Below are 2,068 nucleotides of genomic sequence, written 5' to 3'. Positions count from 1 at the left end.
CCGCCGCGCCGGCACCGCTGCCGGTCAGGGTGATGCTGTCGGTGGCGTTGCCGGCGCCGTCCACGTCGTACTTCACCGCCAGCTTGTCGACCGTGTCGGTCTGGTCGGCCACGTTGGCCAGCGACTGGCTGACCGCATCGAATGCACTGCCCACGTCGTTGTAGTCGCCCGGGGTCACCTGGCCCGTGCTGGATACCGCGTTGATGGTGTAGGTCGGCGCACTGATCACGCCGTCGGCGTCGACTGCGGCTCCGCCGCCCAGGTGCGTGGCCAGTGCCTGGCTGGCATCGAACAGCTGGGCGCCATTGATCGCCTCGGTGCTGGCCGCACTGACCGCACCGGCACGCAGATTGCGCAGGCTGGTGGTGCCGGTGCCGTTGCCGAGCGTGGCACTGGCGTAATTGATGCTGCCGTCGGGGTTTTCGTCGTAGCGCAACGCACCCGCTTCGGAGGCCAGCATCTGGCCCATGTTGACCGCGTCGGTGGCCTGCGTACCGGCGGCCACGTTCACCACTTGGCGTTCGCTGCCCACCGCACCGACCGACACCGTGCCGTCGCGATCGGCCATGGCGCCCGCCCCCACGGCAATGGCATTGGCGGCCACTGCGGTGGCACCGGTGCCCACCGCGATGCTGTCGGCGCCGGTCGCCACGGCGTCCAGCCCGGTCGAATTGATCTTCAGGAACCGGCTGCCGACCCCGTTGCGGATGTCGGTGATCTGCGTGTTGAGGTTGACCAGCGAGCCATCCACGGCCGAGAACGCATCGGTGGCGTTGTCGTACACACCCGGGGCGATGGCGCCACTGTTGGAGACGGTGGTGATGGCGAAGCTCGGCGCGGTCCAGGCGCCGGTGGCCGGGTCGAAGGCGGTCAGCCCGCCGAAGTAGTCGACGATGGCCTGGTTGCTGGCGAACAGCTGCGCACCGTTGACCGCTTCGGTGCTGGCCGCACCGATCGCGCCCGGGGCCAGGTTGGCCAGCGTGGTGGTGCCGGTGCCGCCGCCCAAGGTGATGCGACGGTAATCGGCACCGCCGGCACCGTCGTCGTCGTAGGTCACCGCGAACACGTCCAGCGCATCGATCTGGTTGATCGCGCCCTGCAGCTGGCGCACGTTGACCGCGTCGGTGGCCGCGCTGCCGGCCGCCACGTTGGTGATCTGCCGCTCGCCGCCCGCAAAACCGACCGATACTTCACCGGCCGAGATCTGCGGCGTGGTCAGCCCGTAGGCGCTGTAGCTGGCCTGCGCGCCGCGATTGGCCACGGTGCGGTAGCCCAGTGCCACGCTGTTGGCCTGGCTGGAGGTGGCTTCGGCACCGAGCAGAACCTGGCCATTGGCCGTGCCCTTGGCACTGTCGCCGACCACCACCGAATGGCCCATGCGCGCGGCATAGTCGGCGGTGGGCACGCCGGTGGGATCGTTCGGGTCGTTCAGGCCCGCACCCGGGAAGGCCACGTTGGCGTCCACCTTGGCCAGCTCGTGGCGCGCGTTGGCGCCAATGACGACCTCGCGCGAACCGTTGGCATACGCGCCGTCGCCGACCAGCACCTGGTAGTCCTGCGCGGCGTTGACGGCCCAGCAGTCCACGCTGGCCACCAGCAGGTCCACGCATTTGTTGGACCAGCCCGGTGCCTGGTCCGGCAGCAGCAGGCCCAGCAACCCGTTCGGGTTGCCGTTGTTGATGTTGTAGATGTAGCTGTCCGAGGTGACCCCGCCAATCAGCGTCAGGTGCGAACTGCCGCCGGTGGCCGCGCCACCCAGCCCGTTGAGCAGGGTGCCCACCGGGGTCAGGTTGACCAGCGGCACGCCCAGCACATTGGTGACCGAGTAGGTCTGCATCACGTTGGCGCTGCTGACGGCCAGCTTGCCGTTGCGCACGTACCCGTCCCCACCCAGCAGGCCCTGCGCGGTCGGGCCGACCAGGGTCGACAGCGAACCGACCAGGCCGCCGGTGCCGATGATCAGCCCCGCATCCGGATCCGGCGCCGCAGGGGCCTTGGGATGGCCCGGCGGCAGCGACGTCGGCGCCGGGAACACCCCGCCCACCACGCCACCCACGATGTTGCCGAC

Annotated in this window: 1 pseudogene; it reads right to left on the bottom strand. The window is 69.8% G+C overall.

Annotated features, from left to right (window positions below):
* A pseudogene (locus DBR34_RS13790) lies at positions 1-2,068 on the bottom strand (hemagglutinin); the annotation flags it as partial.

The organism is Stenotrophomonas sp. HMWF003 (assembly GCF_003061285.1).
Taxonomy (GTDB): domain Bacteria; phylum Pseudomonadota; class Gammaproteobacteria; order Xanthomonadales; family Xanthomonadaceae; genus Stenotrophomonas; species Stenotrophomonas maltophilia_AP.
This window is presented reverse-complemented; position numbering and strand designations above follow the sequence as displayed.